The following is a 19,331-nucleotide window of genomic DNA, read 5'->3' as shown; positions in this document are numbered from 1 at the left end:
TGTTGTCTTTGGACTGGTTCAGTTGCGGGCGTTGTGGATGCCTTCGGCAAGCTCCTCAGTCTTCTCCGCCAAGGCCTTGAGACCGGTGGCTTCGTCGACTGCATGCTTGCCGGATTCGTCAAGCATGGTATGCACCAGAGCCGAGCCTACGATGACACCGTCCGCATACGATCCGACACGAGCCCCCTGTTCCGCGGTGGACACGCCGATGCCTACGCACACGTTTTTCGCACCGGCCTTGCGGGTACGGGCGACCAGTTCCTTCGGGGACGCATCGATGGTGGAGCGTTCTCCGGTGACGCCCATGCGGGCGGCAGCATAGACGAAACCCCGCGCATTGTCCGCAACGACTTTCAGACGGTCTTCGGTGGAATCCGGAGATACCAGGAAGATGCGGTCGAGTCCGTGACGGTCGGAGGCTTCGATCCACTCGCCGGCCTCATCCGGAATGAGATCCGGGGTGATGAGACCGGCTCCACCGGCGTTTTCGAAATCACGTGCGAATCGTTCGACGCCGTAATGGAAGATGAGGTTCCAATAGCTCATGACCAATGGCACTCCCCCGGCGTTCGCCACTGTTTCCACCGCTTTGAATACGTTGGCGATTTTTTCACCATTGTCGATGGCGATTTGCGATGCCGCCTGGATGACGGGACCGTCCATGACGGGGTCGGAATACGGCAGCCCGATTTCGACCGCGTTCACGCCGTGTTCGACCATGGTGCGGAAAGCTTTGAGCGAATAATCCGGATCAGGGAATCCGTATGGCAGATATCCGATGAATGCCGGCTTGTCGGCGGCTTTGAATTCATCGAACATGGTTTCCGTCGGGCTTGGCTTGTGGCTGATGCCGAGTGGCTGGCCGGACGGCGTGGATGATGTTGCGTTCGTCATGATGGTTGCTCCTTTTCTCACTCGCCGTCCGCGTTGTTGCCTTGCGCGCCGTTGGCTTCCAAGGCTTTGGCCTGCTCGTCGGTCAGGTATCCGAACCATTTGCCGGCGGTGTTCATGTCCTTGTCTCCACGGCCAGAGATGTTGATGATCATGACCGGATGCTCATACCCTTTGGCCTTGAGGTCTGCAGCTGCCTTGTACGCGCCGGCCACTGCGTGGGAGCTTTCGATGGCAGGGATGATGCCTTCGGTTTCGCACAGATCCTTGAACGCGCTCATGGCTTCCTGATCAGTGGCCCAGGAATAGTTGACGCGGCCGATATCCTTGAGCCATGCATGTTCGGGGCCGACGGAGGCGTAATCCAAGCCTGCGGAGATGGAGTACGTGTCAAGGGTCTGGCCTTCGGGGTTTTCCAACAGATAGCTCTTGGCTCCTTGGAACATGCCCAGTTCACCGGTACCTGGCGCGAATCGAATGGCATGGCGACCGGATTCGGGCCCGTTACCGCCGGCCTCGTAACCGTACAGGTTCACTCGTTCGTCATCGAGGAAGGCGTTCATGATGCCGATGGCGTTGGAGCCGCCGCCGACGCATGCGCAGATAGCATCGGGATGGTCGATGCCATACCAATCCTGCAGCTGCTGTTTCGCTTCCTCTCCGATGATCTTTTGGAAGTCGCGCACCATCGATGGGAACGGATGAGGTCCTGCGACCGTGCCGAGCAGATAATGGGTGTCTTTGACGTTGGTGACCCAGTCGCGCAGCGCCTCGTTGATGGCGTCCTTGAGGATGCGATCACCCAAGGTGACTTCGACGACCTCCGCGCCAAGCATGCGCATGCGGGCAACGTTCAGCGCCTGACGGCGGGCATCGATCTGTCCCATGTAGATGCGGCACTTGAGTCCCAGCATGGCACAGACCGTGGCAGTGGCCACACCATGCTGGCCTGCACCGGTTTCGGCGATCACACGGGTTTTGCCCATGCGCTTGACCAGTAGGGCCTGTCCAAGCGCGTTGTTGATCTTGTGGGCGCCGGTGTGGTTCAGGTCTTCACGCTTGAGGAACACACGGGCATCAAGACCGGTTTTCTCCTCGAGCCTCTGCGCGAAACGAGGCGCTTCAGTCAATGGGGACGGACGTCCAACATACTGCTGGTTCAACCGCGCCAATTCCTTATGGAATTCCGGATCGGCCTTGGCTTCCGTATACACGCGTTCAAGCTCGTCGAGCGCCGTGATCAGCGCTTCCGGAACATAGCGTCCGCCAAACTGTCCGAAATATGGTCCTTCATGGCTTGCCAACGGGGTCTGTTCGGATGCCTTCACTCTTGCTCCTGCCTTTACTAATCGTTCCACTGCCTGCTCATGGTTGGCCGCGGTGGCCACGCCTTCTCCCACCAGCACCGCATCCGCGCCGGCACGGGCGTAATCCTCAAGCTCAACCGAACCGAACACACCGGATTCCGCCACGCGAATCACATCGTCCGGCAAATCCGCGGCCAGTTCGTTGTACTTGTTCACATCCACCTTGAGGTCTTTAAGATTGCGGGCGTTGATGCCAATGACCTTGGCCCCGGCATTGATGGCCCGTTGAATCTCCTCACGGGTGTGTGTTTCCACCAGCACCGTCATATTGAGGCTATGCGCGAGATCGAGCAGCGACTTGAGCTTGACGTCGTCCAATGCGGCGACGATGAGCAGCACCAGATCGGCACCATGCGCACGTGCTTCCCAAATCTGATATTCGGTAACGATGAAATCCTTGCGCAGCACGGGAATCCTCACTGCGGCGCGCACCTTGTCGAAATCTTCAAGAGAGCCAAGGAACCGACGGCCTTCAGTCAGCACGGAAATCGCGCTTGCACCTCCCTGCTCGTATTCGCGGGCCAAAGCGGCCGGATCCGGAATATCGCTCAAATGGCCTTTGGATGGGGAGGCACGCTTGATCTCGGCGATGACCGGAATGCCATCCGCCTTTTTCAGCCACTGGCGCGCATCGATTGGCGCTGAAGCCTCGAACGCCATCCGCTTGACCTCAGCGAGCGGCACGTTGTTTTCTCTTGATCGCTGATCCTCGACGGCTCCCGCCACCAATTCATCGAGCACAGACATTACTGCTTCCTTTCACAACACAATTGAACGGTCAGAATGTGACTCACAACTGGCGAAGCTGCGCGGCGATCTGTACCGCTTCAACGCTGGCTTCGGCCTTGTTGCGAGTCTCCTGCCACTCACTGGCCGGCACGGAATCGAGGACGATTCCAGCTCCGGCCTGCACGCTCGCTTCATGGTCGCGAATGAATGCAGTTCGAATGGCGATGGCCATATCGAGGTTGCCTGAAAAATCAAAATAACCGACGGTGCCGCCGTAAATACCACGGTCGGCCGGCTCAAGTTCATCGATAATCTCGATGGCGCGCGGCTTCGGCGCTCCGGACAGCGTCCCCGCGGGGAAGGCGGAAGTGAACACGTCGAACGCCGTCATATGCGGATCGACCTGCCCGGTAACGGTTGAGCAGATGTGCATGATATGGCTGAACCGTTTGATGTCCATCAAGGAAACGACTTCGACGCTTTCCGGACGGCACACGCGGCTCAGATCGTTGCGGGCCAGATCGACCAGCATGATATGCTCGCTGCGTTCCTTCGGGTCTGCCAATAGTTCCTTGGCGAGACGTTCATCTTCCTCAGGAGTGGCGCCTCGTGGTCTGGAACCGGCGATTGGGAAAGACATGGCATGGCCGTTGTCCACCTTGATCAGTGTTTCCGGGCTGGAACCGATGACGTTGAAATCACGTCCTTGAGCATCGGTGAGTGCCATGAAATACATGTACGGGCTCGGATTGAGGGTACGCAGCACACGATACACATCAAACGGATCGGCGGGAGAATCAATATCCAGTCGCTGCGAAATGACCACTTGGAACACATCGCCATCGATGATATGGCGTTTGGCCTCTTCAACGGAACGTTCGTAATCGCTTTTCTCCGTGCGGAATCGCAGTTGGGGCTGGCCGACCGACTCGTCGAGCACATTGACCCGGGCTTCGTTTTCGACGGGTGCGGCAGCCTTGCGCTGCATATCATCCAGACGTGCCAGCGCTTCATCGTAGGCGGCATCGGCACGAGTCGGACGGTCATCGACATTCACGGCATTGGCAATCAGCCATACCGAGCCAGACACGTGGTCGACTACTGCGATGTCCGTGGCGAGAGCCAGAACGGTTTCCGGCTGTCCGGTCTCATTCGGGGCTTCGGCACGGAGCGTCGGTTCCCAATGTCGGATGGAATCCCATCCGACAGTACCAACGAGGCCACTGGTCAGATTCGGCAATCCCTCGACGTGCGGAGCCTTCAATGTCTTCAGCGCGGCATGTGCCACTTCGACAACATCACCGTCGGTGGGCACTCCGACAGGCACCTGTCCCAGCCAATCGGCTTTGCCGTTGTTCGAACGCAGCTGCGCCATGGAATTCACGCCGATGAAGCTGTATCTACTCCACGCTCCGCCAAATTCAGCCGATTCGAGGATGAACGTACCGGAACGGCCTCCTGCGAGACGCTCGTAGAAGCCGACTGGGGTCAATGAATCAGCCAGCAAACGGCGTACGATGGGGATGACACGGTAGCCTTGGTCGGCCAATTCATGGAACTGCTCACGGCTTGGCCATGTAGTACCCCACTTGAGGGTCTGTACGCTGCATTCGCTCACCGCTGACCCTCCTGTTCTTTGGTTCGATGGCCCACGACCACAGGCAGCTGTCCGCCTTCTTCAAAGCAGGAACGTTTGCCGGTATGGCAAGCCGCTCCCACTTGGTCAACTTCTACCAGAATGGCATCTCCATCGCAATCCAGCGCGAAGGACTTCACATACTGGGCATGTCCCGACGTATCGCCCTTACGCCAATACTCCTGCCTGGACCTCGACCAGAATGTGACGCGTCCGGTGGTGAGGGTACGTCTGATGGCTTCGTCGTTCATATAGCCGACCATCAGTACCTCTTTGGTATCGAACTGCTGGATGACGGCCGCGACCAAGCCTTTGTCATCGTGCTTGAGACGCTGTGCGATGCGCGGGTCGAGAGTGGTGGTGTTGTCGTATGCTTCGTTGGTCATGATGGTATTGCGATTCGTTGTTCAGTACTACAGGGTTGGTTTGCGTAGTTTCCGTGGTTCTATTCAGCGTACGGTGTATCCGGCTGCCTTGATGGCGTCTTTGACTTCACCGATGGTGACTTTGCCGTAATGGAAAATCGAGGCAGCGAGCACGGCATCGGCGCCCGCCTCGATTGCCGGCGGAAAATCCGAGGCTTTGCCGGCGCCGCCAGAAGCGATAATCGGGATTTTGACTTCCTTGCGGACAGCTTTGATCATCTCCAGATCGAAGCCTTGTTGGGTGCCATCGGCATCCATTGAATTAAGGAGAATCTCCCCCGCACCAAGTTCTTGGGCGCGCTTGACCCACCAAATGGCGTCAATGCCAGTGGATTTGCGCCCGCCCATGGTGGTGACTTCGAAACCTGACTGCGTATGTCGTTCTCCCTGTTCGCGACGTGCATCGACGGACAGCACAAGCACCTGATTGCCGAATCGTTCGGCGACACGACTGATGAGGGTAGGGTCATTGATGGCCGCGGTGTTGACGCCGACCTTATCCGCACCGCAACGAAGCAGGGAATCGACGTCTTCAGGGGTACGTACGCCGCCGCCGACAGTCAGTGGAATAAAAATCTGTTCGGCGGTGCGGCTCACCACATCGACCATGGTCTGCCTATGGGAGCTTGACGCCGTCACATCAAGGAACGTCAGTTCGTCCGCGCCCTGGCGGTAGTATTCCGCGGCGAGTTCGACCGGGTCTCCTGCATCGCGAAGATTCTCGAAATGCACGCCTTTGACCACTCGTCCCGCATCGACATCAAGACATGGAATGACTCGGACCGCCAGTGACATGCTGCTCTACTCCTTCACGCATAACGGTTGCAATGATTGCAAGAGTAACCGCAATACGTTACGTCGGTTCATGCGGATTCCGAGTAGCGGACAGAACCGGGCCTTTCGGAGGAATCAGTCACGTTCTTTGGCTGCAAGCTGTCCGCATGCGCCATCAATGTCCTGTCCTCTGGTATCACGCAGCGTGGCTGTGATGCCAGCGTTATGGAGAATCTCAAGGAATCTACGCTCGTCTTCTGGTTTGGACGCGGTCCACTTCGATCCCTCGATCGGATTGAGCGGAATCGGATTGACATGCGCCCAATCATCTCCATAGTGGTTCAGACGCTTCGCCAGCAATTTGGCATGTTCCGCCTGGTCGTTGATGCCGCGCATCAAGGCGTATTCGATGCTGACTCGCCGTTTGGAAGCCAGATAATAATCATGCGCAGCGTCGAGCACCTGTTTGGTGTTGAAACGCTTGTTCATGGGCACAAGTTCATCGCGCAATTCATCGCTCGGCGCGTGCAGGGATACTGCGAGACGTACTGGGATGCCTTCTTCGGCCAGTTTCCTGATGCCAGGCACCACGCCAACGGTGGAAACCGTGATGTTACGTGCGGAGATGCCGAAGCCTTCGGGAGGCATGGAACTAATTTGGCGGACTGCGCTCAAGACGGATTTATAGTTGCCCATTGGTTCGCCCATGCCCATGAACACGATGTTGCTCAGTCGTCCGGAGCCTCCGGCCACTTCACCGTCACGCATGGCCTTCGCGGCCACACGAACCTGCTCAACGATTTCGCCTGCGGACATGTTCCTGGTCAGTCCCAGTTGTCCAGTGGCGCAGAATGGGCAACCCATGCCGCAGCCGACCTGGCTGGAAATGCAAAGCGTGGTTCTGGTGGGATAACGCATCAATACGGATTCGATCAGCGACCCATCAAACAGGCGCCACAACGTTTTGATGGTGGTGCCTCCATCGGCGACTTGGCGTGTCACCTCATGGATGAGTTCCGGGAAGAAAGCTTCAGCCGCGTCGGAGCGTCTTGCCGCCGGAAAATCGGAAAATTCTTCCGCATTGACATCAAAATGGCCATAGTAATGATTAGCCAGCTGTTTGACCCTGAATTTCGGCAATCCAAGTTCCTTGGCCTTACCGATACGTTCCTCTTCGGACATATCGGCGAAATGCAGTGGCGGCTTGCCACGGCGGGCATGGTCTTTCGACAGCACATCCCGGAAGGCGCCCGAAGTGCCTCCAGGAGTGATGCCTGTTTCCGGCTGATCATTCATGGAATTCACGGTTATTGGCCCTTTCTCACATTCCGGTGGCCCACAGGAGCACGCACACGAAAGGAGCGCACAGGAGGATGGAGTCGACACGATCCATCACTCCGCCATGACCTTTAAGCAGATGGCCCATATCCTTAATACCAATGTCACGCTTCAGCATGGAAGCGCATAGGTCGCCGAAGGTTCCGGCTATACCGATCATGAAACCAGCGACAATAGGCACCCACCATCGAACCGTCCAAACGGATGGCTCGTAAGTGCAAAACATCACCACAAAAGAACCGGCCATGGCGAACAAGATGGATCCTGCCAGGCCCTCCCATGATTTCTTCGGTGAGATACGGGGACTGAGTTTATGTTTGCCAAGCCATGCACCTGCAAACAGACCACCGGTGTCACTCAGCGCGGGCATGAAGACAAGCATGATGGCATGTGCCACCGGATGACCGTTGAACGTCAACGGCATGATCAGGCAGGAGGCAAGCAGCGGAATGTACAGAACGGTGAACATGGAGACTGCCACATGGCTCAGTCGGCTGTGGCGCACTTCACCCTGTTCATGATTGAACGACGATTCGAGACGAGCACCTGCATCGGTGTGCGACAGTTTGTCCGCCACGGCCAGGGAAAGCCGACTGCCGAACGTCACCTTGGCACTTGCGGCGATCGCTACAAGCAGCAAGGAGGCCAGTACACAGACCGTCATAGCCACAATATGATGCTTGCTGTAGTAGGTGGCCAGCAAAGTCACCGCGGAACATGCCCACAGCGCCACCACGGGAATATGCAATCCCGCGGTGGCGAAATCGACGCGCAGCTCCCACAATGCGAGCACCATGAACAGCACGACAAGATAGACGAACAAATCAACGCTGATCAACAGGCATGCCAAGATGATGGCGATCAGGACGACCGCCGTGGCGATGGCCTGCGGCATGTTGCGTCCGGTTTTCTTGTTGATGGCGTTAATGGCCTCTTCGGCTTCTTTTTCGCGTTGCTCCTGTTTTTCCATCGTGGTCTCTCCTGTGGTACCGTGCGTCGATTGATGATTATGGAGATTCGAAGGAATCAGACCTCCATGATCTCCTTCTGCTTGGTTTCCAGCAGAGCGTCAAGCTCGTCGGTGGTCTGCTTGGTGACCTTGTCGAGTTCCTTGAGCAGACGATCGCCTTCGTCCTCGCCCATGTCGCCGTCTTTGATGGCCTTGTCAAGGGATTCCTTGGCCTTGCGACGAATGTTGCGCACCGCGACCTTGCCGTCTTCAGCCTTGCCCTTGGCAATCTTGACGTATTCCTTGCGACGCTCTTCGGTCAGCTCCGGCATGGTCAGGCGAATGACGTTGCCGTCGCGACGGGGGCTGGCTCCGAGATCGGAATCACGAAGCGCCTTCTCCACGGCGTTGGCCTGGGACGCATCGAAAGGAGTGACCGCCAAGGTGCGCGGCTCCGGAACACCGATGGTGGCAACGGCCTTCAGCGGGGTCGGTGCGCCGTAATAGTCAACGGTGATGCCGTTAAGCAGCGCCGGATTCGCACGACCGGTGCGAATACCGGAGAAGTTCTCCTTGGTGGATTCCACGGACTTGGCCATCTGCGCCTTGGCCTGATCGACGATAGTTGCCATTGTTTGCTCCTTTAATATTGTTGGTTTAATCGATATTCGGCTTTGAATGTCGTCACTCGGCGAGGGCGGATTCCGCGGTGGAAACCATGGTGCCGATCTCCTCGCCCAGCAAAGCCTGGGTCACATTGCCGGCGCCCTCGAGTCCGAAGACGCGGATGCGCTGCTTGTTGTCCCGCGCCATGGAAAGCGCCGCAGCATCCATGACCGCAAGATTGTCGACCAATGCACGGTTATAGCTCAGCGTGGCGAAGCGCTTGGCGTTCTCGTCTTTGCGCGGATCGGCAGTGTATACGCCGTCCACGCCGTTCTTGCCCATCAGCACCTCATCGCAGTGGATTTCCAGAGAACGCTGGATGGACACGGTGTCAGTGGAGAAATACGGCATGCCTGCTCCGGCGCCGAAAATCACCACGCGTCCCTTTTCCAGATGACGAATGGCCTTAAGCGGAATGTACGGCTCGGCGACCTGTCCCATGGTGATGGCGGTTTGCACGCGCGTGGCCTGTCCCTCCTGCTCGAGGAAATCCTGCAGAGCGAGGCAGTTCATCACCGTTCCCAGCATGCCCATATAGTCGCCGCGGGAACGATCGATGCCGGCCTGCTGCAGTTCGGCGCCACGGAAGAAGTTGCCGCCACCAACAACGATGGCGACCTGCACACCTTGCTTGACCGCGGGAACGATTTCCTCCGCAATACGACGAACGACGGTGGTGTCGATGCCGACTTTGCCTCCGCCGAATGCCTCTCCGGACAGCTTGAGCAGTACCCTGCGGGGATTGTCGCCAGTGTTTTCGCCAGTCATGAAATGCCTTTCTTACCCGAAAACCCATGAAATTTACCGTTTTCAAGACTATCGGCAAACACAGACACCAAAAACACGATGGGGTTTAGTGCAAAAAAAATGTCCGCAATCCTGTTGGATTGCGGACATTGGAGATATGCCAAGCCCACGTTCGAAAGCGTGAGCTCAATTCACATCAGATTCACTCGGCGTCGCCCTTGCCGACCTCCACACGAGCGAAGGAAAGCGCGGTTCCCCCGACTTCCTTGAACAGGTCGCCGACGGTCTTGGACGGATCCTTGACGTACGCCTGCTCAAGCAGCACGGTCTCCTTGTAGAATGCGCCGAGACGGCCTTCCACGATCTTCGGAGCGATCTTCTCGATCACGGCCTCCGGCTTGCCCTTGCTCTTGAGCTCCTCCGTGGTCTTCTCGGTGGCCACGCGACGCTCGGATTCCAGCACATCAGCCGGAACATCCTCGCGGGTCAGCCACTGGGCGCCCATCGCGGAAATCTGCAGAGCGGCCTCATGAGCCACAGCAGCGCCGGCTTCATCGGTGGCAATCATGGCCACGATGCTCGGCGGCATCTCAGCGGACTTCTTGTGGGCGTAGACCTCGACATGCGGGCCCTCGACCTTGGCGAACTGGCCTACCTTGACGTGCTCACCGAACAGAGCAGCGGCTTCCTCGACGGCTTCCTTCACGGTGGTGTCACCGGAGGCTGCTGCCAGAACCTCATCCACGGAGGATGCTTCGGCCTTGACGGCGTCATCGAGCACGCTACCGGCGAATTCCACGAACTTCGGGGTCTTGGCCACGAAGTCGGTCTCGGAGTTCAGCTCGACCGCATAGCCGGTCTGGCCGTTGGCGGATTCGACAACGGTGGAGGCGATGGTGCCTTCCTGAGCCTTGCGGCCTTCACGCTTGCCAGCGGCCTGGATGCCCTTGGCGCGGATGATTTCCTTGGCGCGAGCCACATCGCCTTCGGCTTCGGTCAGGGCCTTCTTGACGTCCATCATGCCGGCGCCGGTTTCCTCGCGCACCTGCTTGATCAGAGCTGCAGTGATTGCTGCCATTGATTTGTCTCCTCTGAAAATTTGGTGATGCCCCGATGATGGGAGGCATAGCACCTCCCATCATAGAGCATGGTCTCACTCGGCCTTGGTTTCGCCTTCAGCCTCAGCCGGGGCTTCAGCTGCCGGAGCGCCCTCGGTGAGGAGCTCCTTTTCCCAAGCAGCCATCGGCTGCTCGGCTTCGCCTTCGGCCTTGGCGGCCTTGCCGGAACGCTCCAGCAGACCTTCGGCCACTGCGTCAGCCATGAGGCTGGTCAGCAGTTCGATGCCGCGGATGGCGTCATCGTTGGCGGCGATCGGATACTCAACGGATTCCGGATCGGCGTTGGTGTCGACGATGGCGACAACCGGAATGCCCAGCTTGTGGGCTTCCTCGACGGCCAGAGCTTCCTTGTTCACATCGACCACGAACATGGCGGACGGGGTGCGGTTCATGTTGCGGATACCGCCCAGCTGCTTAGCCAGCTTGTCCTTCTCACGCTCGAGGAGCAGCAGCTCCTTCTTGGTCAGACCGGAGCCGTGCACGTCGGTGAAGTCCATTTCCTCAAGTTCCTTGAGGCGGGAGACGCGCTTGGACACGGTCTGGAAGTTGGTCAGCATGCCGCCGAGCCAACGCTCGGAGACATACGGCATGTTCACGCGGGTGGCCTGAGCGGAAACAGCTTCCTGAGCCTGCTTCTTGGTGCCGACGAACAGCACGGTGCCGTTGTGGGCAACAGTGGCCTTGATGAAGTCGTAGGCCTTGTCGATCATGTCGAGCGACTTGAACAGGTTGATGATGTGGATGCCGTTGCGCTGGGTGAGGATGAACTGCTTCATCTTCGGGTTCCAACGACGGGTCTGGTGGCCGAAGTGCAGGCCTGCCTTCAGCATGTCGCTCATAGTGATCTGAGCCATGGTATTGCTACCTCTTTCTTTGTCGGTTCTTGCCTGGTCATGCGTTCCTGCGTGCAGCCAATGCCTTGCAGGCATCAGCCGACCGACACAGGTCGTCGCGAGCATGACGCGAATTGGTTGCGCACCGGTTGACAATAATTGGGCGGTTTGAAGCACTCGCGGCAGCGCTTCTCACCAAATTGGCGCACAAATATTAAAAATACCATGGGGCCACGTCTTTCTGACGTGGCCCCATGGTTGAATCGTCGTTCGCTGTTTCGATCACTTGCGATGGGTGCGCATGTAACGCATCGCCTCGCGGCGTTCTTCCTTTTCCAGACGATCAAGATAGACGTGACCGTCCAAATGATCAGTCTCGTGCTGCAGCATGCGGCCCATGATGCCATGACCTTCCAACACTACCGGCTTGCCGTCCAGATCAATGCCCCGCACGCGAGCATAATCGGCGCGACGAGTCTTGTACCACAATCCTGGAACGGAAAGGCAGCCTTCATCGCCATATTGCTCTCCGCTGGTCTCCTCCAACACCGGGTTAAGCACATAGCCGATTTTGCCGTCGATATTGTAGGAAAACGCACGCAGACTCACACCGATTTGGTTGGCGGACAACCCGGCGCGTCCCGGGTCATCAACGGTATCCAACAAATCCTGCACCAGATGGCGCACCGCGGGCGTGATCTCCTTGATGGGATCGCATGGGGTGCGCAGCACTGGATCAGGTACGACTCGAATCTCACGGATTGCCAAAATTAACGCTCCTCGTTGTTCTTGGTTGCGGAAGGCTCGACGGACGGTGCCGTCTCGTCATCCGGTTCATCGGACTGCTTCTTGATTCTCTCCTGCATGGTATCAAATGCCTGCCGAACCTTCGGGCTGACGGATTCAGAAGCCTGCCGCATGCTTTCCGACGCCTGCTTGACGGTTTCGGTGGTGCGGTCGAGAATCTGGACGGTCTTCGGCAACGGCCTGTTGGAGGGTTTTGGCGCGTAAATCACGTTTTCGATGACGTCTGCGTAGCGCTGCAGCACCTTGGGACGAACAACTTTCAGGCTTGCCGTCAAGGTGCCGTCCTGTTGGTTGAATTCCTCATCGAGAATCTCGAATTTTCGTACGGATTCCGCACGGGAAACGTTCGCGTTGGCCTTTTCGACATACTGCTGCACGAAAGCGCGCACGGCATCGTTTTCCGCTACCTGCTTCATGGACATATCGGCATCAAGACCCTGCTGGGAAAGCCAAGAACGAGTCATATCAGAATCCAGTTCAATCAAAGCGCTGATGAACGGCTTGCCATCGCCAATGACCACAGCATGGGACACGATAGGACAGGTGTCGATGATGTCCTCCATCGGGGCGGGGCTGACGTTCTTGCCTCCGGCTGTGATGATGATGTCCTTCTTGCGGCCGGTGATATACACGAATCCATCATCGTCGATGGCCCCCAGATCGCCGGTCCTCAGCCAACCATCAGGCATTTTGACTTCAGCGGTCTTCTCAGGATTCTTGTAGTAGCCAAGAAAAACATTGGGGCCCATGACCTGCAGCTCGCCATCATCATCGGTGCGCACACCCATACCCGGCCCGGGCTTACCAACGGAACCGACGCGATTCGCATTTTGCCAGTTGACGATCATCGGAGCCGCGGTTTCCGTCATACCGTACCCCTGAATGAACGTGATGCCATCCATGCCATTGAAGAAGTGGGCAAGGTCGACGTTCAGCGGGGCGCCGCCGCATGCCAGATATTTCAGGTTCGGACCAAGCGCGGAACGAATGGACTTGCCGACGACGGACATGAAGAAGGAATGCTCGGCTCGGGCCACCATCGAATGATGTCCCCCGTCCTGCTCGTCCTTGGACCATTGCACGAAATGATCGAACGCCTTGGCGAAGACCCTGCCGCGAATACCCGCACCGGCCTTCTGCGAGGCAGCGTTGTACACTTTTTCGAACACACGTGGCACGCCAAGCAAATACGTCGGTTTGAAACTGCGCAGATCGGCGAGCAGATGCTTGGCTCCAGGCAGATAGCCGACCACGCCTTGTCCGCCAATCGCCACGTATTGGATATAGCGGGCGAAGCAGTGCGCCAACGGCAGGAACAGCATCAACCTGTTGGGCTGGTACAGCATCTCGTCAAGAATGATGTAGCCATTGAGCACGATATGCGTGAAGTTGCGATGGGACAGCATCGCACCCTTCGGACGTCCCGTGGAGCCCGATGTGTAAACGATGGTGAGCATGTCGTCCGCCTTGATCCGGGCAATGACCTGATCAAGGGTATCGTCATCGACGCCCTCTCCGAAATCGGCGACTGCGTCAAGACCGTCCGCTTTGAAATTGAACACGTAACGCAGCCCTTCATGCATGTCACGAATCTGTTCGAGCGTCTGCGTGTGGACGGAATCTCCAGCGAAGGCAATAACCGGCTCCACCTCTTCCACGATGGAAGCGGCCTGCTTGGCCGAATCGGTTTCATAAATCGGAACGCTTACCGCGCCGATGGCCGCGCATGCGAAATCGACCACACCCCACTCGTAACAGGTGGGAGAGTAAATGACCACCATGCTTCCGGCCTTGACTCCAAGACCGATAAGGCCCTTCGCCACGGCGCGCACACGAGCGAGCATCTGGCCTGCCGTCACATCATGCCATTGCCGAGTCTCATCATCCTGCCATTGTGCGATAAGATCATCCGGATTCTTCTGCGCACGACGCGACAGCAACGCATATACCGTGTCATCATCCGTGGTGCTGTAGGCCGGCTCTGGTACAAATTCTCTCAACATGGTTCTCTATAGTAGTTCCCGTATGCTTAAGGCACGCTGAAAACCCTTGGCATCGACTGCGAACATCGACGCCAAGGGCTTTTGCAGATTCCTACCGTATCATCGCATCAATGCGATCACCCGAAATCAGCCAAGACGCACTTCCACGTGGAGCCTTTGAGCCTGAATGCGGTGTTGCATCTCAACCGCGTTTCGCCGATGTTGAGCAAAGCCGCACATTCGAATTTCGTGGTCGAAGTCAACCAGCCATTAATGGCGGACACGTTGATGGGAAGCAGACCAATCTTGGCATATAGATTTGCGTCTTCCTTCATATAATGGCCTATTATGGAAGCTGCGATTTTAAGCCTACGCATACAGTCCTCCGTTAGAATACGCTCTACATGCGCCGGCTTTTGCCGACCACGGAAGATGTCGATGGCATCGCACGACATGCGCGCGCCCAATAACGCCAAGGAATAGGCTTGCTTCGCGTCCCACGGTGTGGAATCGGACCGGATAACATGGAAGGGCACCCGCATGCCGGATAATTGTGTTTCCAAAAACCCATCATATGAAGGAAGCTTCTCGACGGATTTTCCTATGCACTGCAGCCATTGGCCATTGTTTTCCGCTTCTTTAAGACCGACATACGAATCAGGGTCTGACGGTGGGATTTCGTCAGGCTCATTGCCTTCTATCTCCTTGTCGTCTTCCGGCTCCCGCTCAGAGCCGGACTGCCATTCCGGAGGTGAAACGCCATCGTCGGATAAGTCGTCCATTGCCATGGATCCCTCATTTCTTTACCTGTTTAATGTCATCCAACTCTCTTCACTGAGAAGGACCAAAAACATTAATACATAAAGACAATCCCCCCGTCAAGTCGACGGAGGGATTGTGGATAACTTTTTTTATCCACAGGACGAAGCTATCTGATCAGTGGCTCGAAGCGACCGTAACCGGACAACGTTGGAAGCTCTTCAAATCGACATAACCGGTCGTGGCCATGGCTCTGCGAAGCGCCCCAACAAAATTGGTGGTTCCGTCGGCGTTATGGCTCGGGCCGAACATGACCTCCTGCAAGGAACCTACGGTGCCCACGTTAGTGCGGAATCCGCGCGGCAACGTCTGGTGGCGGGCCTCGGCGCCCCAATGCATGCCTTTGCCAGGAGCCTCGGAGGCGCGTGCCAGAGGCGAGCCCAGCATCACCGCATCGGCGCCCAGCGCGAATGCCTTGACGAAGCTGCCGGAATCACCCATACCGCCGTCGGCAATCACCTGCACATAGCGTCCGCCCGATTCGTCCATGTAATCGCGGCGGGCCTCGGCGACATCGGCGATGGCTGTGGCCATCGGCGCGTGCACTCCAATCGTGTTGCGGTTGGCGGATACCGCACCGCCACCGAAGCCGACAAGCACGCCAGCGGCTCCCGTGCGCATCAAATGCAACGCAGCCGTGTAGTTGGCCGCGCCGCCAACAATGACGGGGACATCTAGGTCATAGATGAATTTCTTAAGGTTCAGGGGCTCATGGTCCTTGGAGACATGCTCCGCCGACACCACGGTGCCACGAATGACAAACAGATCGACACCGGCCTCAAGCACGGTGGAATAATAATCCTGCGTACGCTGCGGAGACAGCGCGCCGGCTACGGTGACGCCGGCATCACGAATCTCATGCAGACGTTCGACGATGAGTTCCGGCTTGATCGGCTCAGCGTAAATCTGCTGGATGCGTTCGGTGGCCTTGTCCGCAGGCAGCTGCGCGATTTCGTCCAGCAGCGGCTGGGGATCGTCATAGCGGGTCCACAATCCTTCTAGGTCAAGCACGCCAAGCGCGCCCATCTTGCCCATGGCGATGGCCGTGGCCGGGCTGGTCACGGAATCCATCGGGGCGCCGATGACCGGCACGTCGAATTCATAGGCGTCGACCTGCCAAGAGGTGGACACATCCTGAGGATCACGGGTACGACGGGAGGGAACGATGGAGACATCGTCCAGCGAATAGGCCAGACGGCCCTTCTTGCCCAAACCGATTTCAATTTCCTGAGACATGGTTTCAAGGCTAATGCTCAGCTATGACAGTGCCTTCGCGCGTGTCCCCACGGTTTTGGACATTTCCATACGGAATTAACACACATGTAATAAGACGGAACCCATCACCTTCAATTCCGACAGGGAGGACAAACCATGGCCAAAATCAAGGTCGAAGGCAAAGTCGTCGAACTCGACGGCGACGAGATGACCCGTGTCATCTGGAAAGACATCAAGAACCGTCTGATCCTGCCGTACCTCGACGTGGATTTGGATTATTACGATCTGGGCATCGAAAACCGCGACGCCACCGACGATCAGGTGACCGTCGACGCGGCGAAGGCCATCCAGCGCGAACATGTCGGCGTCAAATGCGCCACCATCACCCCGGACGAGGCACGCGTCAAGGAGTTCGGCCTCAAGAAGATGTGGAAGTCCCCCAATGGTACCATCCGCAACATTCTCGGCGGCACCATCTTCCGCGAGCCGATCGTCATGAGCAATGTGCCTCGCCTGGTCCCGGGATGGACCAAGCCGATCGTCGTGGCACGTCACGCCTTCGGAGACCAGTACAAAGCCACTGATTTCAAGGTTCCGGGAGCCGGCACCCTCACCGTAACCTTCACTCCGGAAGACGGCTCCGAGCCGATTGAGCACGTCGTTTACAATTATGGCCCTGACGGCGGAGTTGCCCAGGTGCAATACAACGTGAACGATTCCATCCGAGGTTTCGCACGCGCCTGCTTCAACTATGGTCTGATGCGCGGCTATCCGGTGTACCTGTCCACCAAGAACACGATTCTCAAGGCGTACGACGGCCAGTTCAAGGATACGTTCGCCGAGGTGTTCGAAAACGAATACAAGGACAAGTACGAGGCGGCTGGCCTGACCTACGAGCACCGACTCATTGATGACATGGTGGCAAGCTCCCTCAAGTGGCATGGCGGCTATATCTGGGCTTGCAAGAACTACGATGGCGACGTGCAGTCGGATTCCGTCGCACAGGGATTCGGCTCCCTTGGCCTAATGACCTCCGTGCTGATGACTCCCGACGGGCAGACCGTCGAAGCCGAAGCCGCGCACGGCACCGTGACCCGCCATTATCGCCGTTGGCAGAAGGGTGAAAAGACCTCGACCAATCCGATCGCCTCCATCTTCGCATGGACCGGCGGTCTGAAGCATCGCGCCGACCTTGACAACACTCCGGAAGTCAAGCATTTCGCCGAAACTTTGGAGAAAGTCATCATCTCCACCGTCGAAGGCGGACAGATGACCAAGGATCTGGCCATGCTCATCGGACCGGACCAGCCTTGGCTCGATACCGAGGGTTTCATGAACGCCCTCGACGAGAATCTGGCAAAGTCTCTGGCAGAGTAATCTATCTGAGCTGTCGAAAGCCCGTATGCGCAATCACACACGCGTACGGGCTTTTTGACGTCCGGATATTACAATCGATGGTCAGTATAAGGAACGTCTATTCTTCCGCAAAGGACATGGCATGATTCTGCATCGCACAATCCCGGCGAAACGTCTGCTCGCTCTGCTGGCATCGGTCTGCATGGCAACAGCCATGGGGGCCTGCTCGCCCAACGGTGATTCGCAATCGCAGCAACAGCCGTCATCACAATCCAGCGCAACAGCCGATGCCGGCAATGTGGCGATTTTCGCTCCGACAGACAGCATCACCATCTCTCAACAGACGCCATTGAGCAAATGGGAAAAACTCGTTCCCGAAATCGTGTCCTCGTTGAAACGGACCGGTGTCAAAAGCGGCGACATCACCGTGAAAACCGCTTCGAACCTCGACAAACAAAGTCAAAGCGTCCAAGACTATGTGGTGAATCACATCAACGGGACCGAGCATTCGTCCACGAAAGCCAAAACCACCTTGGTGGTGGCGCCTGTCGCCGAGATGCCGGAATCCGACAGGCAATACGGCGACTATGCACGGCATGATATCACGTGGAACTCCGACGCGTCGGATGAGGACGAACAGGATTATGCGCAATCAGCGCAACGGCTGGTTTCGGCGTTGCAGCTTGCGCAGAATGAAGGAATGAAGGTCGTTCTGATCTCCAATACGCTTCAAGGGTATGCGCCGGACGTGTACGTGCCGATGACCACGGCCGAGCAGATTGGAGAACTGCAAGCCAAAGAGCTCGTCAACAAGCTCGAGCTCGACAAGGCATCGTCCGATGCCCCCAAGCAAATCGAGGTACTACTCCCCTACGACGCGGCCGACGGACATGATGCCAAAACGGACACGTCCTTCGCCCAGAACATGTTCAAAGGCATCTGGAAAGTGCTCGAACCGTATTTCAAGGACGGCAAAGCGGCATCTCCTTCCGAGACGCTCACCGCTTCGACCACCAAGGATGACTGGCGGTCCGTGGCATTCGATTCGTCAAAAGCCGAACAAATCAAATCGGTGCTTGCCGAACGTCTCGACGCGGACAAGGACGATTCGCACCCTGTCCACCTTGATGGCGTCATCTCCTGCAACGACTATGTGGCGAAGAACATCGCCGACGAGTTGGACAAACTCGGCTACACAGGTTCCTCAGCCGATATCAACCCTTCCATCTCAATCTCCGGCATCGTGGACAGCATCACGGGCAAAAAAGACCTGAAACGGCAGGCAGTGCCTGACCCTGCGAAGACGTCGTCATCGGATGACGACAGCGATTCCGATAACAAGGAAAACGCAAAATGGCCGATCATCACCGGCTATGGGGCCTATATCAGTTCCATGCCGAACATCGTCAACGGCAAGCAATGGATGACCGCCATGGAGAACCGCAAGGCGTTGGCCGATGACATCGCGCAGACATGCGTGCGACTGAACACTTCGGGCAAACTTTCCAAACTCGGTTTCATCCGTTCCGCAACGGTCGAGGGGAAGAAAATTACGACCATCCATGAGGAGACATTGGCGATCAGCGCCGACAATCTCAAGAAAACGCTGATTGAACCCGGCTACATTTCGCTGGCGGATGCGGGCCTATGATTCTTCCGGGATTCTTCCGGGATTCTTC

Annotated in this window: 17 protein-coding genes; 2 read left to right on the top strand and 15 right to left on the bottom strand. The window is 57.2% G+C overall.

All coding sequences use genetic code 11. The features are described 5' to 3' along the window. Window positions 1-18 precede the first annotated feature (18 nt). From trpA to Q5H33_RS01515, 15 genes are all read right to left on the bottom strand, one after another. A complete protein-coding gene (gene trpA, locus Q5H33_RS01585) occupies window positions 19-894 on the bottom strand; it encodes a tryptophan synthase subunit alpha (RefSeq protein ID WP_033499461.1) in 876 nt (291 codons plus the stop codon). A 17-nt stretch (window positions 895-911) separates the two neighbouring features. Then, a complete protein-coding gene (locus Q5H33_RS01580; RefSeq protein WP_033499460.1) occupies window positions 912-3,005 on the bottom strand; it encodes a bifunctional indole-3-glycerol phosphate synthase/tryptophan synthase subunit beta in 2,094 nt (697 codons plus the stop codon). 43 nt (window positions 3,006-3,048) lie between these two features. After that, complete coding sequence (trpE, locus tag Q5H33_RS01575) at window positions 3,049-4,605, bottom strand: anthranilate synthase component I (protein WP_039775121.1); 1,557 nt, start codon at window positions 4,603-4,605, stop codon at window positions 3,049-3,051. Continuing rightward, window positions 4,602-5,009 carry a phosphoribosyl-AMP cyclohydrolase gene (gene hisI, locus Q5H33_RS01570; protein ID WP_003809316.1) on the bottom strand — a complete coding sequence of 136 codons (408 nt, stop codon included), beginning with the start codon at window positions 5,007-5,009 and terminating at the stop codon, window positions 4,602-4,604. Before hisI ends, trpE begins: the two co-directional genes overlap by 4 nt. Window positions 5,010-5,072: 63 nt before the next feature. Beyond that, window positions 5,073-5,843 carry an imidazole glycerol phosphate synthase subunit HisF gene (gene hisF / locus Q5H33_RS01565; RefSeq protein WP_003809320.1) on the bottom strand — a complete coding sequence of 257 codons (771 nt, stop codon included), beginning with the start codon at window positions 5,841-5,843 and terminating at the stop codon, window positions 5,073-5,075. Between the two features lie 114 nt (window positions 5,844-5,957). Next, a complete protein-coding gene (rlmN, locus tag Q5H33_RS01560; protein WP_003809321.1) occupies window positions 5,958-7,118 on the bottom strand; it encodes a 23S rRNA (adenine(2503)-C(2))-methyltransferase RlmN in 1,161 nt (386 codons plus the stop codon). Window positions 7,119-7,143: 25 nt separating this feature from the next. Beyond that, window positions 7,144-8,130, bottom strand: coding sequence for a phosphatidate cytidylyltransferase (locus Q5H33_RS01555; RefSeq protein WP_033499459.1), 987 nt, complete (start codon window positions 8,128-8,130; stop codon window positions 7,144-7,146). 56 nt (window positions 8,131-8,186) lie between these two features. Then, the gene (gene frr / locus Q5H33_RS01550; RefSeq protein ID WP_003809323.1) at window positions 8,187-8,741 is read right to left on the bottom strand and encodes a ribosome recycling factor; all 555 of its coding nucleotides are present in this window, start codon (window positions 8,739-8,741) and stop codon (window positions 8,187-8,189) included. 52 nt (window positions 8,742-8,793) lie between these two features. Further along, a complete protein-coding gene (gene pyrH, locus Q5H33_RS01545) occupies window positions 8,794-9,543 on the bottom strand; it encodes a UMP kinase (protein ID WP_080863220.1) in 750 nt (249 codons plus the stop codon). A 181-nt stretch (window positions 9,544-9,724) separates the two neighbouring features. Further along, window positions 9,725-10,600, bottom strand: a complete 876-nt coding sequence (gene tsf / locus Q5H33_RS01540; RefSeq protein WP_003809325.1) for a translation elongation factor Ts — start codon at window positions 10,598-10,600, stop codon at window positions 9,725-9,727. Between the two features lie 75 nt (window positions 10,601-10,675). Then, window positions 10,676-11,494 carry a 30S ribosomal protein S2 gene (gene rpsB, locus Q5H33_RS01535; protein ID WP_003809326.1) on the bottom strand — a complete coding sequence of 273 codons (819 nt, stop codon included), beginning with the start codon at window positions 11,492-11,494 and terminating at the stop codon, window positions 10,676-10,678. Between the two features lie 261 nt (window positions 11,495-11,755). Further along, the gene (locus Q5H33_RS01530) at window positions 11,756-12,241 is read right to left on the bottom strand and encodes a peptide deformylase (RefSeq protein WP_003809330.1); all 486 of its coding nucleotides are present in this window, start codon (window positions 12,239-12,241) and stop codon (window positions 11,756-11,758) included. Between the two features lie 2 nt (window positions 12,242-12,243). Next, window positions 12,244-14,283 carry a long-chain fatty acid--CoA ligase gene (locus Q5H33_RS01525; protein WP_033499457.1) on the bottom strand — a complete coding sequence of 680 codons (2,040 nt, stop codon included), beginning with the start codon at window positions 14,281-14,283 and terminating at the stop codon, window positions 12,244-12,246. Window positions 14,284-14,399: 116 nt separating this feature from the next. Beyond that, window positions 14,400-15,050, bottom strand: coding sequence for a hypothetical protein (locus Q5H33_RS01520; RefSeq protein WP_003809333.1), 651 nt, complete (start codon window positions 15,048-15,050; stop codon window positions 14,400-14,402). Window positions 15,051-15,198: 148 nt separating this feature from the next. Continuing rightward, a complete protein-coding gene (locus tag Q5H33_RS01515) occupies window positions 15,199-16,317 on the bottom strand; it encodes a GuaB3 family IMP dehydrogenase-related protein (RefSeq protein ID WP_003809334.1) in 1,119 nt (372 codons plus the stop codon). Window positions 16,318-16,452: 135 nt separating this feature from the next. On the opposite strand from Q5H33_RS01515, the gene Q5H33_RS01510 reads away from it, so the two are divergent. Then, window positions 16,453-17,673 (top strand): NADP-dependent isocitrate dehydrogenase, encoded by a 1,221-nt coding sequence (locus Q5H33_RS01510; protein ID WP_085382484.1) that lies wholly within the window; start codon window positions 16,453-16,455, stop codon window positions 17,671-17,673. A 121-nt stretch (window positions 17,674-17,794) separates the two neighbouring features. Beyond that, a complete protein-coding gene (locus tag Q5H33_RS01505; protein WP_011743164.1) occupies window positions 17,795-19,303 on the top strand; it encodes a substrate-binding domain-containing protein in 1,509 nt (502 codons plus the stop codon). Window positions 19,304-19,331: the final 28 nt, after the last annotated feature.

The sequence above is a fragment of the uncultured Bifidobacterium sp. genome, assembly GCF_959020145.1.
Lineage (GTDB): Bacteria > Actinomycetota > Actinomycetes > Actinomycetales > Bifidobacteriaceae > Bifidobacterium.
Note: the sequence above shows the minus strand (reverse complement) of the source record. Positions and strands in the feature narration are given on the sequence as shown.